General features: G+C 55.8%; 16 protein-coding genes. 14 read left to right on the top strand and 2 right to left on the bottom strand.

The window, feature by feature from the left end; genetic code table 11:
- Positions 1-126 precede the first annotated feature (126 nt).
- Positions 127-1,347, top strand: a complete 1,221-nt coding sequence (locus ACR0BD_RS14145) for an amidase (protein WP_480831355.1) — start codon at positions 127-129, stop codon at positions 1,345-1,347.
- A gap of 108 nt (positions 1,348-1,455) precedes the next feature.
- On the opposite strand, the gene ACR0BD_RS14140 is transcribed toward ACR0BD_RS14145, so the two are convergent.
- On the bottom strand, positions 1,456-2,061 hold the full coding sequence (locus tag ACR0BD_RS14140) for a helix-turn-helix domain-containing protein (RefSeq protein ID WP_480831353.1): 606 nt from the start codon (positions 2,059-2,061) through the stop codon (positions 1,456-1,458).
- A 114-nt stretch (positions 2,062-2,175) separates the two neighbouring features.
- Here ACR0BD_RS14140 and ACR0BD_RS14135 point away from each other — a divergent pair, with 114 nt between their 5' ends.
- From ACR0BD_RS14135 to ACR0BD_RS14105, 7 genes are all read left to right on the top strand, one after another.
- Positions 2,176-3,366: an LLM class flavin-dependent oxidoreductase gene (locus ACR0BD_RS14135; protein WP_480831352.1), complete on the top strand. Its 1,191-nt coding sequence runs from the start codon at positions 2,176-2,178 to the stop codon at positions 3,364-3,366.
- Complete coding sequence (locus ACR0BD_RS14130; RefSeq protein ID WP_480831350.1) at positions 3,359-4,036, top strand: glutathione S-transferase family protein; 678 nt, start codon at positions 3,359-3,361, stop codon at positions 4,034-4,036. The genes ACR0BD_RS14135 and ACR0BD_RS14130 overlap by 8 nt, the downstream gene beginning before the upstream one ends.
- Entirely contained in the window at positions 4,036-4,518 is a 483-nt protein-coding gene (locus tag ACR0BD_RS14125; RefSeq protein WP_480831348.1) for a flavin reductase family protein, read from the top strand. The genes ACR0BD_RS14130 and ACR0BD_RS14125 overlap by 1 nt, the downstream gene beginning before the upstream one ends.
- Positions 4,515-5,411: an alpha/beta hydrolase gene (locus ACR0BD_RS14120; protein ID WP_480831346.1), complete on the top strand. Its 897-nt coding sequence runs from the start codon at positions 4,515-4,517 to the stop codon at positions 5,409-5,411. Before ACR0BD_RS14125 ends, ACR0BD_RS14120 begins: the two co-directional genes overlap by 4 nt.
- A complete protein-coding gene (locus ACR0BD_RS14115; RefSeq protein WP_480698864.1) occupies positions 5,408-5,782 on the top strand; it encodes a nuclear transport factor 2 family protein in 375 nt (124 codons plus the stop codon). The genes ACR0BD_RS14120 and ACR0BD_RS14115 overlap by 4 nt, the downstream gene beginning before the upstream one ends.
- 228 nt (positions 5,783-6,010) lie before the next feature.
- Positions 6,011-6,433 carry an SDR family oxidoreductase gene (locus tag ACR0BD_RS14110; RefSeq protein WP_480831344.1) on the top strand — a complete coding sequence of 141 codons (423 nt, stop codon included), beginning with the start codon at positions 6,011-6,013 and terminating at the stop codon, positions 6,431-6,433.
- Between the two features lie 17 nt (positions 6,434-6,450).
- Positions 6,451-6,840 carry an ectoine synthase gene (locus ACR0BD_RS14105; RefSeq protein WP_480831342.1) on the top strand — a complete coding sequence of 130 codons (390 nt, stop codon included), beginning with the start codon at positions 6,451-6,453 and terminating at the stop codon, positions 6,838-6,840.
- Between the two features lie 221 nt (positions 6,841-7,061).
- Here the strand turns inward: ACR0BD_RS14105 and ACR0BD_RS14100 are convergent, their stop codons facing one another.
- On the bottom strand, positions 7,062-7,682 hold the full coding sequence (locus tag ACR0BD_RS14100) for an imm11 family protein (RefSeq protein WP_480831340.1): 621 nt from the start codon (positions 7,680-7,682) through the stop codon (positions 7,062-7,064).
- A gap of 1,046 nt (positions 7,683-8,728) precedes the next feature.
- Here ACR0BD_RS14100 and ACR0BD_RS14095 point away from each other — a divergent pair.
- The 6 genes from ACR0BD_RS14095 to ACR0BD_RS14070 all read left to right on the top strand — a co-directional run bounded on the left by ACR0BD_RS14095 (position 8,729) and on the right by ACR0BD_RS14070 (position 15,939).
- A complete protein-coding gene (locus ACR0BD_RS14095) occupies positions 8,729-9,733 on the top strand; it encodes a substrate-binding domain-containing protein (RefSeq protein ID WP_480831339.1) in 1,005 nt (334 codons plus the stop codon).
- Between the two features lie 75 nt (positions 9,734-9,808).
- Entirely contained in the window at positions 9,809-11,314 is a 1,506-nt protein-coding gene (locus tag ACR0BD_RS14090) for a sugar ABC transporter ATP-binding protein (RefSeq protein ID WP_480831337.1), read from the top strand.
- Between the two features lie 8 nt (positions 11,315-11,322).
- Complete coding sequence (locus ACR0BD_RS14085) at positions 11,323-12,312, top strand: ABC transporter permease (protein WP_480831335.1); 990 nt, start codon at positions 11,323-11,325, stop codon at positions 12,310-12,312.
- Entirely contained in the window at positions 12,309-13,313 is a 1,005-nt protein-coding gene (locus tag ACR0BD_RS14080; RefSeq protein WP_480831333.1) for an ABC transporter permease, read from the top strand. Before ACR0BD_RS14085 ends, ACR0BD_RS14080 begins: the two co-directional genes overlap by 4 nt.
- Positions 13,310-14,317, top strand: coding sequence for a sugar-binding transcriptional regulator (locus ACR0BD_RS14075; RefSeq protein WP_480831331.1), 1,008 nt, complete (start codon positions 13,310-13,312; stop codon positions 14,315-14,317). Before ACR0BD_RS14080 ends, ACR0BD_RS14075 begins: the two co-directional genes overlap by 4 nt.
- A gap of 113 nt (positions 14,318-14,430) precedes the next feature.
- Positions 14,431-15,939 (top strand): FGGY-family carbohydrate kinase, encoded by a 1,509-nt coding sequence (locus tag ACR0BD_RS14070; protein ID WP_480831329.1) that lies wholly within the window; start codon positions 14,431-14,433, stop codon positions 15,937-15,939.
- Positions 15,940-16,570 lie beyond the last annotated feature (631 nt).

The raw sequence follows: 16,570 nt of genomic DNA, 5'->3' as shown, positions 1-16,570 counted from the left end.
TTGACCTGAGCAACGGCAGGGAGCGAAGGGAAACCCATGTCCTCCACCACCAATAATCAGCTAGCAGACACCCTTTCTGCCCTCGCGCGTACTGAAAAAACGGTGCGCGCGTACCGGCACATTCTGGTGTACGAGGACGACATTCCCAAAACCCCAGACACCGCGCCCATTCAGGGATGGCCATTTGCGGTAAAGGAGGTGTTCGATGTGGCCGGCGTCGCGACATCCGGAGGGTCGAAAGCATACGCAGACCGCATACCTTCGCAAGATGCTACGGTTGTCAAACGGCTTCAGTCGGCAGGGGGCATTCTCGTCGGCACCCAGATTGCGCATGAACTGACCTGTGGCTTTGATCAGCCACCAACACGAAACCCTTGGGATCTGTCCTGCTATCCGGGCGGATCCAGTGCGGGTGCTGGCGTTTCGGTTGCCGTCGGCTCTGCGCGGTTTGCACTTGGTACTGATGCGGCAGGCTCTGTTCGCATTCCCGCTGCGATGACCGGAACAACGGGTTTGAAACCAACCTGGGGGCTCGTCAGCTCACACGGAGTTATGCGTCAGGCGTCGGCGCCATCTATTGACCACGTGGGTATCATCGCCAGAACAGCGACAGAGATCGCCCAAGTCCTGCCAATCCTCGCGGCCCCCGATCCGTGGGATACAGCGACACTGCAAAGCCGCCCGATAGTAGGCGGCCCGGTCTTCCGCTCCCCAAAAGTCGCGATTCTGGGCGAAGCGACTTTGGAAGCAATTGCGCAAACCTACGCGCTCGACCCTGAAATCAACGCCGCCTTTTCCGAGGCATGTGCTGTTTTTCGTCAAACGGGTGCAGAGGTTGTCGAGGTCGACCTTCCTACACTGCCTCAGGCCGTTGACGCAATTGTCACGTTTTTCGCGGCCGAACTCGCGTGGGCCAATGCCGAAACTCTACACCAGCGACGAGGTGATTTTTCACCTGCGGTGGCGGAGATGATCGAAACCGGGTTAGCGACACCCGAAGATCAATTGGTAAATGCCATAAACACGCGATCAACGTTGCGTCGGGAAGTGACTACCGCGCTGGAAAATGCCGAGGCTCAAGTATTGATGACACCGACGACGCCACGCCCGGCCATGCCTCTTGCGCGTTTTGACCCAACACAGGAATTGGCGACCCTGATACCTTTTACTTGCGGCTTCAATCTGACCGGTCACCCCGCAATCAGCGTTCCCTGTGGTCAAACCAACTCTGGCCTTCCGATTGGACTACAGTTGGTTGGCCGCCATTTTCAGGAAGCTGCGCTTTTGGAGATGGCGGAGGAGTTTCAAAAGCTGACCCAATGGCATCAGATGCGCCCTGACGTTTGAGATGTGCGCGAAACAAGAATTCTATTCTTGGACAGGGGCTTTCAACCAACTTCCTTGTCCGATCAGCCCCCAAGCGGCTTCGTACTACCAAAAGTCGATCGCCAAAAATCACCAAGTGATACGTATTGGCGACATTGCCCAGACCATTGTGGCCTCTTTCTCAGTCTTGTTCCGAAATCGGTGCGCGATCATGGATGGGTAGGAAAAGCTGTCCCCTTCGCGCAATGAAATGACCTCGTCCCCCAATCGCAGTTCGACTTCGCCACTCAGGACGATGGCGTGTTGCTCACCTTCGAAGGAATAGCCTTCCAACGGTTCGGGTGGTTCTCCTGCACCCGGGCGGAAGCGTGACAGGATCAGGTAGCAATGGCCGGATAATGTGCTTGAAAGCAGTTCATCTTCAAAACCCAATTCCTCGGTTGAGCGTGTGTACATAGCGGACAGCGCCCGGCGGTTTTCACGCCGCACGACGTGCTTTCGCTCAAGCGGTCCCTCGCCCGCTTGTTTGGGAAAAAACCAATTGGGATCAACCGAAAGTGCCGCGCTGATTTCGCCAAGCAGATCGTCCGACACCTTGGCCGCCCCAAGCTCGATCCGGCTGAGATAGGCTTTGGAACAAGACACGGCCTCGGACAGGTGCTGCAGGGTTAACCCCCGAGCCTTGCGCACTTCGCGAATTTCACTGCCAAGCCGTTCGGCGTCAGTTTGGGACACGTTATTTTTCATAACTTCAGGATAAATGATTTTAGTTGACTTTTCGAGTGAAAATCAACTTAGTTGAAAAGCAGGAAGAAAATCAACTGCACTTTGGCCAACTGGGAGGATGTTATGCGCTTTGATTTGATTGCCAATTTCAGCCCCGGCGAGACGATTCCATGGACGCGCACGCTGGAAATGATCCTCGAACAATGTTCGCTGGCCGAACAGGCGGGCTTCACCACCGCATGGTTTACTGAGCATCACTTTGCCCATAACGGCTATATGAATGCGCCGCCTAACCCGATCCAGATGGGGACCCACGTGGCTGCGCATTGCAAGAAACTGCGGGTTGGCACGGCTCCCATCATCCTGCCGGACTGGCACCCGCTGCGCGTCGCCGAAGATGCGGCGATGCTGGATAACATGACCCAAGGCCGGTTCGATTTCGGTGTTGCGAAGGGCATCAATGAACGTTCGACCCTCCAGTTCAACAGGGATGCGGACCGGCGCGACAATGCCAAGGTCATGCGGCTCTATCAGGAAAGCCTTGAGATTATCCTGAAAGCCTGGACCAACGAGGCCTTTACGCACCACGGCGAATTCTATCAGTTCCCGGTGCCCGGCTGGAAAGAGACCAACAGGTTCTTTGACCCTCTGGACCCGCGCTATCACGGCGAAGACGGCGAGTACAAAGCGATGTACGTGCATCCGCGCCCGTATTCCGACCCGCACCCGCCGGTCTGGCTGATGTCGAATGCCCCGCCCACGTTCAAACTGGCCGGAGAACGCGGCTGGGGCGTGATTTCGATGGCGGCTGGCCCCAAGGCGACGCTGGCCTGTTGGGAACCTTATCGCGAGGCCCAATCAAAACGCGAAGGGCGCGAGGTAAAGCTGGGCGAAGGTGTTGGTGTTTGCACGGCGTTTTACGTTGGTGAAAGCATGGAAGAAGCGGTGAACACAATCCGCGGCCCGATCAATGCCTACTACGAATTCCTTGGCGGGTCGCGCCCCAAGGGCGAATGGACCAAACACGGCTATCTTGACGTGGGCGAAGACATGACGTCCGAGGATGAGGATATGGACTGGTTCGATTTCCTCAATAAACGTGGGATCATCGTGGTGGGCGACGCCGAATATGTTGCAGATCGCTTTGCCGAGCGGCAGGAAACCATCGGCCTCGATCACCTCATGCTGATGCAGCAATATACAGGTGTGCCTTACGAGAAAATTCTGGCCAGCTGGCATCGCCTGTTCGAGCATGTTGTGCCCAGGTTCGGCACGCAGTCCATCGCTCAAAAAAGGGTGCTGGAACATGCTTGAGATTTGGGGGCGCCCCTATTCATCGAACGTCATTCCGGTGATCTGGACAGCGAATGAGCTGGGTTTGGACTACACCCTGCAACTGGCCGGTGGCAGCTTTGGCAAGCTCGACACTGAAATGTACGCGCAGATCAACCCCAACAGAATGATCCCGGCAATCCGGGATGGGGATTTTGCGCTGTGGGAAAGCCTCGCCATCGTGCGCTATCTTTGTGACCGGTATGGTGCCGGAACGCTCAGCCCGTCCGACATCCAGACCCGCGCGATTGCGGATCAATGGATGGAGTGGTCGGCCAGCCGTGCCTTTGGTCCGGTGATCTATCTGTTCTTTGCCACGGTACGCACGCAACCCGACCAGCGTGACCCGGAAAAGATCGCCAAGTTGCGTGACGAAGCGCATGACGCCCTGACCATTTTGGACCAACACCTTGCGGACAACCCCTATGTCTGCGGTGACAGCTTTACTATGGCAGATATCCCACTGGGCTGCGTGGCCTACCGCTATTTCAACGTCGAGGTCGATCGCCCGCCCTTGCCGAATGTCGAGGCTTGGTATCAACGGCTGACGGCACGCCCCGCCTATCGCGATCACGTCATGCGTCCTTTCGGGACAAACCCCGATGAATGGGCCGCGTTGGAAAAAGCCTGTGCCAGCGAAGGGGTGTTGTGATGGACGTCCGGGATTACCGCCGCGCCCTTGGCGCTTTTCCGACAGGCGTGACCATCGTGGCCACCTATGACAATGCCGGAGAGCCATGGGGCCTGACGGCCAATTCCTTCACGTCGGTCTCATTGCAGCCGCCGGTGATCTCGGTCTGTGTTGCAAAATCGGGCCGAGTCTTCCCGACCCTGTCGCAATCGGATCATTTCGCCGTCAACATCCTGTCGGCCGATCAGAAAGATCTTGCGATGCACTTCGCCAGTGATGTCGAAAACCGGTTTACCGACACCGAGTGGACACCCGGAACCGCGACGCCTTTGATACCCGGTGCCTCGGCGCAATTGGAATGCACGGTTCACGGCAGGATCGATGCAGATGATCATGAAATCCTGTTGGGCCGCGTCATCAACTATACCCAAATGCCCACCCCCCCACTTGTCTATTGCCGCGGCGCGTTCTTCTCTGCGCCCCAACCCGAGGCTTCGCCATGAAAGATCATCTGACCTATCACACCCGCTTCAGCCCAGATGAGTTCGACGCGCAATACAATCTACGTGCCGGGCGGCCCGACTATGAAGAGACCGTCATACCCGCCTGGATCCGCGACAGCGAGGCAGCGCGCGCCACATCCGATTGCAGTCTGGATATCCGTTACGGTGAAGGTGAGAGACAAAAGCTGGATGTCTTCCGCTGTGGGGACGTGGATGCGCCGACGCTGGTTTATGTGCATGGCGGTTATTGGCAGCGGGGCGACAAATCGATCTACAGCTTCATTGCACCGCCCTTTGTTGCAGCAGGGATCAATGTTGCGATCATCGGCTATGACCTCTGCCCATCCGTGACCATCACGCGTATTTCCGAAGAAATCCGCGAAGCCATCGCCTATGTCTGGCGCAACGCGCGCGATCTGGGCATCAACCCGGACCGTATCACCGTGATGGGTCATTCGGCTGGCGGCCATATCACTCAGATGATGATGGCGACCAACTGGCCAGCGTTTGGCGCTGACCTTCCAGCGGACCTGATCAAATCCGGCATCCCGGTCTCACCGCTCAGCTACCTTGAACCGGTGCGTCTGACCGAGGCGTTGAATGCCGGTATCCGGATGACGCCGGAAGAGGCCGAAGCCGAAAGCCCGATGACCAACCATCCCCCGATTACAAACGCCCCTCAACTGGTCGTGGTCGGCGGCGCGGAAACGGATGAGTTCCACCGTCAAGCGCGAATGTATGTTGAAAAATACCAGACCCCAGACCGCCAGATGAGCCTCTATGTCGTGCCTGACGTCGATCACTTTGACGAGTTGAACACACTTGTTGACCCAACGAGCCCCTTCTTCAAACACACCTGCACAATGCTTCAAGGAAAAGGACCACGCGTATGACCGAATTGACCCGAGAGCTTGTCGACTCTGTCGGCGATGCCTTCAACGCAAATGATATCGATGCCGTGATGAAGCATTTTGCTGAGGATGCCACCTTTGATCATGCTATTGGCCCCGATGAACATGGTGTTCGTCTTGAAGGGGCCGAGACAATCCGAGGGGCCTTTTCCGCATTGTTTGAAAAAGTCCAGAACGTCCATTGGGAGACACTGGATTGCGCCATCTCCGGCAACAAAGCCTATTGCGAATACCGCCGCACCGCGACGCACAAGGATGGCAGCAAAGAAGAATTCCTAAGCGTTGATATTCTGACCTATCGCGACGGTCTGATCGTTCATAAGGACACTTACTACAAGCAACGGACAAGCTGACCTAACTACCTTATGGCAATCCAGAACGCGGTGGCTGTGTCGTTCGAAGAAAGCTCCGCGTCGTTTGTTTCGGTTCTTTTGTGCCGTATTCTGTAAACACAGGGACAGGGTTGTTTACAGAACTGGAGTCATCGGTTGCCTTGGGAGCCTCTGAGGGCGAAGAATCTGCAAGCGACGGTTAATGGCACCATGGCCATGTAAGGCTGAATAGACGCAATCGGCATCACCATGGGTAACGGCGGATCGGTCCCTGAAGTCACCAAGGCCTTCAGCTTTAATCCAGATTTTGACGAACCATTTTTTAAATTCAGCGATGATTTTTGGCGTGACTGCTTGGACATATGTGTGCTGAACGTCGTCCGTATCGTCACACCGATCTTACTCGCGGAAGCCGGCGATGCGTTGCACAGCGTCTCAAAGCTTTACGGAGATCGCTATGCACGCCACAATATTCGCATGTACAACCTGCTTCCCGGTTTTTGCGTGAATGTGACCCTAGCGGATCGGCCCAGCAAGGAAACTCCTGCACATCGCCCTGCAACCTTCGCAGAGATCGTGCAGGCCTTAGTATTTCTCGCCAGCGAAGGGGCTAGGTGCATCAACGGTCAGAATGTTTTGTCCCATGGCGGTATGAACCGCGCAGTACGGTAACTGAAAGGCAACAAAGAATGATTGTAACGACGCTCAATGGTATTCTAGGGACAAAACGAGATGTGTCCGGACCGGGTTGGAGCAGCAGGCGATTGCTTCTGGCCTCAGACGGAATGGGGTTTTCGTTGACGGATACGATCGTCAAAAAGGGTGCCATGCTTGAACTAGAATACACGCATCACCTTGAGGCCTGCTACTGTATCGAGGGCAAAGGCCAGATCAGAGCAGCCGACAGCGAAACCTGGCACCCACTTGAGCCTTTTACGCTTTATGCTCTGGATCAACATGATCGGCACGTAATACACGCCTCAGAAACTGACCTAAGGTTCGTTTGCGTCTTCAATCCAGCCCTTAGCGGACGTGAAGTGCACCGCAAAGACGGGAGTTATGCGCCAGCTGAGTCCTAAGAGCGGACTTAGTCTACGTCCCAACAGCTTGACCAGAACCTATAGTCTTGCGGACGTCATATCGGTCAGTCGACATCGCCGCTTGGAAAGAGCTTCTGCAACTCATCGCGAATTTTCTTATCTTGGAGCAGCGCCTAGGGGCAAAAGCTATGGACGTTTTAGCCAATAGGGGTCGCCATAAAATCCTCTTTAAACTTGATCTCTGCGCCGAAAAAATAGTCCTAGATCACGATGCACTTACGCAGTTTGAAAGGGCGTGAGACCTTTGCGGCACGCAGGGCCTGAGCCAATGCATCGCTTACAAAAAATGCGTCCCGCATTTGCGTATCCATCCACAAATCGGGCCCTTCCAACGCATCTGCACTAACCGCAACATCCTTGTCCTGCATGGCGCCCGGCGGCTGCCAGATATCATAATCTGGATAGGGTTTTCCTATGCGCGGCGATTGCTCCGTCAGAACGGCAGTCTTCTGGGCACCAAAGTTCAGGCAAAAATACTCCCCCTCAACCGAGGTCGTGCGGTCATGCTGAAACAGCTTGACCGGATATAGTTCACCCTCTCCCAGATCGAACTGGCGCAAAACATCGGCGCAGTCAGACGAAACCGTCCACAGGCCACCACCCATAAAAAGATCGGGTTGTTTCTTTTCCTTCTTGTCCCTGTATTTTGCATACATTTCTTTAGGAAAGCGTTCAGGCAGCTGACGTACCCCACGTCTGTTCTGTACCACAGCCTCAATGGCGCGTTTCCTATCGTTCAGAACGACGTCTGCCTCAAACCCCTTTATGCTGGAGGTGGTTGTCATCGCATCTCTGATCCAGATCATTGGTTTCTTGGCCATTCAAAGCAGTCCTGTAAAATAGAGATTTGGATAACCTCGTACTCCGACCTCTCAAAGCAACATTTCTAGCACGTTACGTTGGCAACTCAGCGAAGACACGATCAAGTCCTTCAACGCAATAAAGCACATTCTGGTCCGCACCCTAAATGCCGTTATTTTTTTTACTATGCACTCAAGCTTGTTTTCTTGTGGTCCAAGATTTTTTGGCCAGTTAAGCGCCTTTAATAAGAGAGTGTCTGGCTTTTACGATCTGTTTGACTACGCGGTTGATTTGAGATGAAGCAGAAATCGCATTTCGATGCCCTTCTCTTTGATCGTTTCTCGTCGTTTTAGAACGGCCTTGGGTTCTACCGCCACTTTTTTGGGGGAAATGAACTATCAACCTATGTTGCGGGTCCGACACACCAATTTTTCCGCCCCGCTTGCTTCCACAGTGCTTCCATTTGTGTTTGGCGCACAGCAAAAAAGCCTCGCGTGATGCGAGTATAAGTTATTGATATCCTGATGTTTAGTTTGGTTTCGGGAGGGCGCAACCAGCGTTGCCGAACGCAACTAAGATGTCAGGTGTGGGCGCTAACCCGGAATACACAACTCGTCACTAAACTTCTGCTATGCGGACAAAATGAGCTTTAGCTGCGGTCGCTCGAATGGCAGCTGCTGGCGGATCGCAACCGTGACCCCCGGCAGTTCGGGCGCAAAAGAGACAGCTAGCAATACCAGAACCGCTGTGGCGGCTGGTGGCATTGTTACACAAATGGCATGAGAGATTCACTATTTGACTTCAGTATTTTATCTGGTGGGCGTGAGTAGTTGCACCCCTGTGAAGCACAAGACGAAGAACTGACGGGCGGCAAAAAACTATGTTCTTGGCCGGTGTGTTCGCCATGTTGAATCCCTTGTGAAATCACTCAGTAAGAGGAGTTATTCTTTTTGAAATAATTTTCGCTATCTGTGAAAAATTTACAAAATGATTGACACGTAGGTCAAATTTGACGAACGCTCCTGTCCAGAAGCCGGAACTCTGGCTGCAAATGGGAGGAACAGAAATGAAGTTATCTTGTGTGCTTGGCGTGTTCGCGGCTGCGGCCATGACTATTTCCACGACTACGCAAACGCTTGCGGACGAAGGTGGCAAACGCGTTTATTACTACGCGACGCAGTTGCTGGGGCATCCATACTTTCTCGATGGACATCTTGGCCTGCGGTACGCGGAGGAAAAGTTTGATGTTGAAATCCGGAAAGTTGGCGTTCAGGACTGGGATCCGTCGGCGCATGCCGCTGCGGTTGAACAGGCGATTGCCAAAAACCCTGATGGCATCATCACCTCGTTGTGGGAGCCCGGCGCTGTTCCGGCGATCAAGCAGGCCATGTCGCAGGGTATTCCGGTTATCGTGGTTGAGGCTACTCTGCCTGACCATGGCGCTCTGACTTTTATAGGTCTGGACAACTATCAGTCGGGTGTTACGCAAGCGAAAGAACTGATCCGCCTAGCCGGGACCGAGGGCACATATGTTGCGTCAGGCAATTGGGGCGCTTCGAACACGGATGCCAAGATTCAGGGCTTCACTGACTACATCACCGCTAATTCAAATTGGACCGAGGCCGGCCGCGTAGATGACAAGGCCAATACGGCGGCAGCCATCGAATCCAGCAAGGCCATATTCAATACCTACAAGGATATCGACGCAATTGTAGGCTTCGACGCCTCGTCGGGTTCTGGCCTGTGCATTGCTGCGGATGAACTGGGGATCGACATCTCGGACATGACGATTGTGGTCAATGACCGCGAACAGCCGGTTCTGGAATGCATCGCGGACGGGGTGATCGACAGTTCAATCATCAACAAGACGGCATTGCAATTCTACATGGCGATACAGGTTCTGGAAGCGTACAACGACGAAAAAGTCGGTCTGGCCGATGTTCCGATCTCTGCCGATAACTCCTCGTCCGGCATCCTGTCCGCGCCTGCGAATATCTTCATGGGGGCCGGTGTGATAAACGCCGAAAACGTGGCGCAGTTCATGCACGACAACATACCGCAGTACGAATAATCCAGCGATATTGGACAATCGGATCTCTGCATTTGTGTGGAGGTCCGATCCTTCGAACTATCCCGGTGTTTTGCCATGACCAACATTGTCGAGCTTCACGACGTTCACAAACATTTCGGTGCAGTGCGGGCCCTGAGCGGCGTGAGCTTTGCGATCGGGACAGGCGAGGTGCATGCCCTGCTGGGCGAAAACGGCGCCGGTAAAAGCACAGCCATGCGCATTGTTAAAGGTGAGATGGCCCCAACATCCGGCGAGGTATGGATCGACGGGAAAGTGATCGAGCGCCACAACCCGACTGTCTCGGACACACATGGCATCGCGATGGTTCATCAAGAACTGGCTGTGTTCAACGGGCTATCCGTGGCCGAAAACCTGTTCGCCCCTGCGCCGCTACGCGGCGCGTCCGGGTTCATTCAGAAAGCAGAATTGAAAGCCCGCTCTACCGAACTGTTGTCGCTGTTCAATCTGAACCTCGACCCTGATTTGCCGCTATCCGAGTTAACACCGGGTCAAAAACAAATCGTCGAAATCCTGCGCGCAGTGGCCAAAGAATGCCGTTTGGTGATCCTGGACGAACCCACATCCAGTCTGAATGCCGAGGAAACGCGAGTCTTTCTGGACCTTGTCAAAAAGCTGCGCAGCGATGGCAAAAGCGTGATGTTCGTCTCTCATCGTATTCCCGAAGTTCTTGAGATCGCGGATAAAGTCACCGTTCTGCGTGATGGCCAGTTCGTCGAAACGGTCGACAATATGGACTTGACCGAAGACGATCTTGTGCGGCGCATGGTCGGGCGCGATCTGGCGCAAAGCCAGAAGGCGCAACATGCGACCGTGGCATCCCAGACGCCTGTTTTGGAAGCCCGTAGTCTTGCTGCTTACAACGGGTTGGAGCCCGTCAGTTTCGACGTGAAAGAAGGCGAGGTTCTGGGGGTTTTTGGTCTGGACGGCTCTGGAACATCAATTCTGTCAAAGATGCTGTTTGGTCTGTTGCCCGCGGAATCGGGTGACATCTTTGTGCATGGTGAGAAAATCCAGCACCATGCGCCGCAACAGTTCATCGCCGCAGGTCTGACCTATCTTTCCCCGAACCGGAGCGAAGCGGGGTTGTTCCTGGAACGCCCCTTGCAAGACAGCATCTCGATTCCGATCCTCGGGCGGCTCAGCAAGCTGGGTTTTGTCAGCGAGCGAAAAATTCGAGACGTGGCGCAGGCCTTTAGGGACCGGTTCGCGATCAAGGCCGCTTCGGTCGAAACTCCACCGTCGTCGCTGAGCGGCGGCAACCAGCAAAAGGTCATGATGGCCGCCTGCCTGACGCCCGAACCGCGCGTGGTCATTGCCAATGATCCCACACGGGGCGTTGATGTGGGGGCGAAGGCAGAAATGCACAAATCCCTGCACAAACTGGCTGAAGGTGGGGCGGGGATCATGGTCTTTTCGGCCGAATTACCTGAACTGCTAGGCCTGTGCGACCGGATCATGGTTCTGCGTCAGGGGCGGGTGGCCGGCGTGCTGAATAAAGATGACCTGAGCGAAGAATCCATCATGGCACTAGCTGCCGCCAGCGCCAGTGTCGCTGCATAGGACCAAGAATGACTGACATCGCACACCCTCGATCAACGACCACGACATATGCCGCAAGACTGCGCGCAGTGTTTTCGGGCAGCCACGCCCTGATCCCGATTGTGATCGTATTTTTCCTGTTTCTGTCGCTCACTCGGGACCAGTTCTTTGTGTATTCCAACATCTATTCGCTGGTCTACGCCCTGTCGATCGACGCCATCGCGATAGCCGGTTTTACCTATGTGATGGTTACCGGCGAGATCGACCTGTCGGTAGGATCGGTCTATGCGCTGGCCGGAACAGTGACCGGTTGGATGATGAAAGAGGCCGGGCTGGATATGAACGTGGCGATCTGCATCGGCATCGCTTCGGCCACGGCAGTCGGGTTGTTGAATGGGCTGCTGGTGACGCGGTTGAAGGTCAATTCGCTGATGCTCACCATCGGTACTCTGATACTGGTTCAGGGGATCGTTGGGGTTCTGGTCAGCGATCTTGTGGGTAACACCTATTCGCGCGCTTTCCGGTTGGTGGCCCGTGAACGCTGGTGGGGGATCAACACCACGATCTTTTACGCCGCAATTGGTATCGCCTTATTGCTTGTTCTGCAGGCGCGGTCCGGGCTGTTCCGCAAACTTTATCTGATTGGCGAAAGCGCCGAGACCGCGCGGGTTTACGGTGTGGCAACTGATCGGATCAAGTTGGGCGCATTTGTGGCCTCATCGCTTTGCGCGGGCATTGCGGGGGTGTTCGCCGCATCGCGGTTGACCCATGCTTCGACCGAGATGGGGGTCGGACTGGAATTCACTTATGTGACGGCCGCCGTGATCGGGGGGGCGTCACTCTTTGGCGGACGGGGCGGCATTTTTGGTTCGGTCATGGGGCTGTTTTTTCTCGCGCTGATCTCGAACGCGCTGGTCCTCTTTGGGGTCAACCCTCTGGCGCAGCAGGTGGTGACAGGCGTGTTGCTGATCTCGGCCGTGTTTGTCGACATGATCAGCAGAAAGAGGCAGGCGGCATGACGGACGCATCCCCATCCATGCCTTCGGTAACGTGGCTGGGCCGCCTGCGCGGACGGCCTGAACTGCCTGCGGCGATTGCGACGGCGGCCATGTTGATCCTGCTGCTGGCCAACCCGTATTTCTTGAACCCCAACAATCTGGGATCGCTGCAAACCAGCATGGGGCCGCTGATCATCGTGGCCATCGGGATGACCTGGTTGTTCATCATCGGCGTGTTCGACCTGTCGGTGGGGGCAGTAATGGCCCTCGCCGCCCTGACGATGGCCGCTATCCTGTCGGCGGGCGCGCCGCCTGTTTTGGCGGTATTGGGGGGTCTGGGAGTCGGTGCCATCGCGGGCGCGGTCAACGGATTTCTGGTGGCCCGCCTGGGACTAAATGCGCTGATCGTCACGCTGGGCGTCTTCAGCATCTGCCGGGGTGTCACGGATCTGGCCATCGGCGGCGGGCGGACACAGCCGTGGATGTATGTCTCAGGCGAGGGGTTCGAGGGTGGCATCGACACGCTGGGTCATCTGCATCTTGGGCCTCTGCATATCTCGATCGCGGTCGGTATCATTCTAGCCGCCATCGCGCATGTGGTTCTGACCCGCCATGCCATTGGCCGAAGCCTGTTTTACGCTGGCGACAATCCTAAGGCCGCTGAAGCGCTGGGTGTGCCTGTGGCGCGGATCAAGTTCACCGGATTTGTCCTGAGCGGCACCCTCGCGGCATTGGCGGGTATCCTGATTGCCTCGCGCACCGGTTTGGCCAGCCGCCATATTGGCACTGGGGTCGAGCTTGAGGTTATCATCGCCTGCCTGATCGGCGGCTCGACCATCATTGGCGGACGGGGTTCTGTCATCGGGTCCGTACTGGGGGTTGCGTTCATCACCCTGATAAACAATGCCTTCAACCTGTATGAAGTCGCCCCGCAGTGGCAGAAGTTTGTCGTTGGGTTGGTGCTGGTGGTAGTTATTTCCGTCGACGGCCTGCGGGCTCTGGCAAAAGGACGGAAAGCGTGACCCCACCCGACGCATCCACGCCCCCCAAGGAAAAGGCGCTGCTGAAAGACATCAAGCGGCAGCGGCTGATCAGGGACGTGCTGACGCTCTATTACATAGAAGGGCATAACCAGACAGATATCGGCAAGTCACTGGGGATGTCGACGGCAACGGTCAACCGCCTGATCCGGCAGGGCCACGATCAGGGCATGGTTGCGATTTCGATCAATGTCCCGCATGCGCCGCTTTTTGATCTTGAGCAGAAGATCCACGAAATTGCTCCGCTCGATCAAGTCGTTGTGGTGCCCAGTGTCGCCGATGACCCCGCCTTGGCCCGGCGCAATGTCGGAGCTGCAGCAGCGCAGGTCTTTCTGGATAAACTGCCAGGCTGCAACACCATCACACTGACCGGCGGTCGCGGCGTTGCTTCTTTGATTGAACATGTTGAGACCGACAAGAGTTTCGAGGTCACAGTCGTGCCAATGAACGGGGCCGTTCAGGGGCGGCATTACTCCGATACCAATTACCTTGCCACCCAGCTGGCCGAAAAACTGGGTGGCGGACAGGCCATATCGCTACATGCCCCCCTGTTTGCAGCCGATGAGGCCGAACGGGATGTGATCCTGAACCTCAGCTCGTCGCGCGGGGTGCTGGCCCATGCCCGTGCCGCCGATATCGCATTGGTCGGGATCGGCAATGTGCGGTCGCCGGATTCCACCATGAACGAGGCCAGTGCCATAAACGCCGAATCCCTGCGCACGCTGGAGGATGCCAATCTTGTGGCCTCGGTCGGCTGTCTAGTCATTGACGAAAACGGCGCCCCGGCCGACCACGACTTGAACCGTCGTGTGGTCTCGCTAAGCGGGGATGACATCCGCAACATCACCTATGTCATCGGCGTGGCCTTTGGGGTGGAAAAGACGACGCCTGTCATCTCTGCCCTTAAAGGGGGCTACCTGAATTGTCTGATTGTCGATGAAACTGTGGCCTCGGCTGTTTTGACCGACCTCGATATGGACGCGTGAACAAGAAACTCGCCGGAAGGACTACGCTATGTACCAGCATCACATACCCCCGATGACCGTATACCGGCCTTGCGGTTCCCCAAAGGCTATTGTCGTGAAGGAGAGGCTGGACCATGCCTGACACTCGAAAATACGTGCTGGGGCTGGATGCCGGAAACACCGTCATCAAGGCCGTTCTGTTCGATCTGGAAGGTCATCGAGTGGCGCGTTATGCGCTGGACGGGCACACGGCCAAACCTGCGCCAGGCCATGTGGAACGCGATCAGGCTGAACTGTGGCGAAACGCCCGACAAGTGATTTCCGGCTGCATCGCCAAGGCTGGCATAAGTTCGGAAGACATCGCGGGCGTCGGCTGTGCCGGGCATGGAAATGGTCTGTACCTTTTGGACACCGATGGCGAGCCTTTGCTTGGCATTCAGTCTCTGGATACACGTGCCGATGCTCTGGCCACGCAACTCAGGGCTCAAAGCGGCACAGAACTGCACCACTTATGCCGCCAGTTGCCTTGGCCCGCGCAGACACCAGTTCTGCTGGCCTGGGTCAAAAAGCATCGTCCAGAGATCTATGCGCGCATGGGAACTGCGATGTTGTGTAAGGATTTTGTGACGTTCCATCTGACCGGCGAACGCACGAGCGAGATCTCCGATATGTCCGGGTCCGCAATGCTGAAACTGCCTGAGGCGCAATACGACGAAACGCTGTTCCGCCTCTACGGGCTGGACGACATTCACGACAAACTACCCCGTTTGCTGAATCCCACGGACATCGCCGGGCATGTCACAGCGCGTGCCGCGCAGGAGACCGGGCTGGCTGAAGGCACCCCGGTTGTTGCGGGCTTATTTGATTCCGTCGCCACCTCGCTTGGTTCAGGCGTGACAAAAACAGGCGAGGCGCTGGTGATCGCCGGCAGTTGGAGTGTCAATCAAGTCTGTTCCGCCACGCCCGCAGATGACCCGTCGATTTTTCTGGTGTCGAAATTCGGTGAAAACCGCTTCATCAACATGGAAGCCAGCGCAACCTCTGCCGCTAATCTGGAATGGTATGTGCGCGAATTTGTCGAGCGCGGCGAACATTTTGACGACCCCTTTGGCCGCTGCAACAGGTTGCTTGCTGAAGTGGACCCGGCACTTGATGATCCATTCTTCCATCCTTTTCTCTATGGCTCAGGAGAAGGGGCGTCCCATCGTGCGGGGTTCTACGGGATCGGCGGTTGGCACAAAGAAGCTCACATCATCCGTGCGTTGTTCGAGGGCGTGGTTTTCGAACATCTACGGCACATCAAAGTGCTGGATGCGGCCGGGCTGGAGTCCAGAAAAACCTTCTTTTCCGGCGGCGGTGCCCGCAGCCCCTACTGGTCGCAAATGTTCGCCGATGCGCTTGGAACCCTGGTCACGGTCGCTGTTGAACAGGAAACGGGCGTATTGGGCGCCGCAGTCGCGGCCGCCGTCGGTGTCGGACGTTTTGGCAATTACGAAGATGCGATCGCCGCCATGACCCGACCCGGAGAGGTTCTGCGGCCGAATGTTGACATGAAACGACATTATGACGTCAGGTATCAGACTTATCGTGAGTTGACGGAAGCAATGGGCGGGTTCTGGCAAAAATCTGCGGCCCTCGGATAAACCGAATTCCATAGACACGGTTCATCTAAGACGTTGGTTTGGCTGCAGATCTGTTTTGTTGCGCAAAACGCTGGAAGAGCGGAGTTCCCGTTTCCCCGGACGGATTTGTCCTACGAACCAGTGACGGGTAGGCCAAAAATCGGTGCGTCCACCGTCATCGCTTCGAAAGCCTTGCAAAATATGAGCCGCACAACCTGTGAGTGGTTTCATTTCAACATTTGCAAGCCTCCGCATCGGGCACTTGCACCGCGGTCATCAAAAGAGAGATTCAAATTAGCAGCCTAACCTGTGCAGCGTCCGCTGGATCGATACAGACTTGCCGCGATTGTATAGCTGCGAAGGCTCTTCGCAGAAAATAGCAATGACCGGCATGGAATTTCTCGTTGAATCCGCCGCGTTAATGACAAACGACGGTTTCGCCGAAAAGCCTTAGATTGTCATTTTCCCCGTACCGCAAACGACACCACTGCCTATTTTTAAAATGGAATGGGGGCACTATTGCGAAAACGACCATATTGGGTGAGTTCACCTAGACCTTTACATTGCGCCCGCAGCGAAGATTCGGCTTAACGAGCTGCGCCGCAGAAATGACCTGACCGGATGAGTGGCTGGTTTAGGCCGCGCTTACAAA

It is taken from the genome of Ruegeria sp. G5 (genome assembly GCF_056533365.1).
The sequence above is the reverse complement of the archived record's forward strand: the minus strand, read 5'-3'. Positions and strand labels throughout refer to the sequence as shown.

Excerpts from the sequence above, each read along its gene's own strand:
- ACR0BD_RS14135 (WP_480831352.1), top strand. The coding sequence starts at position 2,176 with ATGCGCTTTGATTTGATTGCCAATTTCAGCCCCGGCGAGACGATTCCA.
- ACR0BD_RS14130 (WP_480831350.1), top strand. The coding sequence starts at position 3,359 with ATGCTTGAGATTTGGGGGCGCCCCTATTCATCGAACGTCATTCCGGTG.
- ACR0BD_RS14125 (WP_480831348.1), top strand. The coding sequence starts at position 4,036 with ATGGACGTCCGGGATTACCGCCGCGCCCTTGGCGCTTTTCCGACAGGC.
- ACR0BD_RS14120 (WP_480831346.1), top strand. The coding sequence starts at position 4,515 with ATGAAAGATCATCTGACCTATCACACCCGCTTCAGCCCAGATGAGTTC.
- ACR0BD_RS14115 (WP_480698864.1), top strand. The coding sequence starts at position 5,408 with ATGACCGAATTGACCCGAGAGCTTGTCGACTCTGTCGGCGATGCCTTC.
- ACR0BD_RS14110 (WP_480831344.1), top strand. The coding sequence starts at position 6,011 with ATGGGTAACGGCGGATCGGTCCCTGAAGTCACCAAGGCCTTCAGCTTT.
- ACR0BD_RS14105 (WP_480831342.1), top strand. The coding sequence starts at position 6,451 with ATGATTGTAACGACGCTCAATGGTATTCTAGGGACAAAACGAGATGTG.
- ACR0BD_RS14100 (WP_480831340.1), bottom strand. The coding sequence starts at position 7,682 with ATGGCCAAGAAACCAATGATCTGGATCAGAGATGCGATGACAACCACC.
- ACR0BD_RS14095 (WP_480831339.1), top strand. The coding sequence starts at position 8,729 with ATGAAGTTATCTTGTGTGCTTGGCGTGTTCGCGGCTGCGGCCATGACT.
- ACR0BD_RS14090 (WP_480831337.1), top strand. The coding sequence starts at position 9,809 with ATGACCAACATTGTCGAGCTTCACGACGTTCACAAACATTTCGGTGCA.
- ACR0BD_RS14085 (WP_480831335.1), top strand. The coding sequence starts at position 11,323 with ATGACTGACATCGCACACCCTCGATCAACGACCACGACATATGCCGCA.
- ACR0BD_RS14080 (WP_480831333.1), top strand. The coding sequence starts at position 12,309 with ATGACGGACGCATCCCCATCCATGCCTTCGGTAACGTGGCTGGGCCGC.
- ACR0BD_RS14070 (WP_480831329.1), top strand. The coding sequence starts at position 14,431 with ATGCCTGACACTCGAAAATACGTGCTGGGGCTGGATGCCGGAAACACC.